This is a genomic window from Xanthobacter autotrophicus (genome assembly GCF_029991245.1).
GTDB classification, from domain to species: Bacteria; Pseudomonadota; Alphaproteobacteria; order Rhizobiales; family Xanthobacteraceae; genus Xanthobacter; species Xanthobacter autotrophicus_C.
In genome coordinates this window covers 1-414 of record NZ_JAIVFO010000411.1, presented here as the reverse complement: position 1 = coordinate 414, position 414 = coordinate 1, and the positions used below count along the sequence as shown (strand labels likewise).

Below are 414 nucleotides of genomic sequence, written 5' to 3'. Positions count from 1 at the left end.
GCTGATGGCCGGGCTGGTCGGGTTCGTGGCCTCCTCGGTGCTGTGCTCGGTCGCGTGGTCCGGTGACGCACTGGTTGCGGGACGGGTCGCTCAGGGCCTGGCGGCGGCGGTGATGATCCCGCAGACGTTCGGCCTGATCCGCGACATCTTCGGGCCGGCGGAGATTCGCGGCGTTCGCGGCGTTCGGCCCGGCGATCGGGTTGTCGACGGTGCTCGGCCCGGTGGTGGCCGGGCTGCTGATCAAGCTCGACCCGTTCGGTACCGACTGGCGCTCGCTGTTCCTGATCAACGTGCCGGTCGGCATCTTCGCGATCGTGGTGGGTCGCCGGGTGCTGCCCGACTCGCCGCCCGCCCACCGCGGCCTGCGCCTGGACTGGGTCGGCATCGGCCTGGCCGCGCTGGTCAGCTTCCTCG

The 414-nt window shown here is 72.0% G+C and carries 1 pseudogene; it reads left to right on the top strand.

The annotated features are described in order from the left end of the window. Nucleotides 1-200: 200 nt before the first annotated feature. A pseudogene (locus K9U41_RS23460) lies at nt 201-414 on the top strand (MFS transporter); the annotation flags it as partial.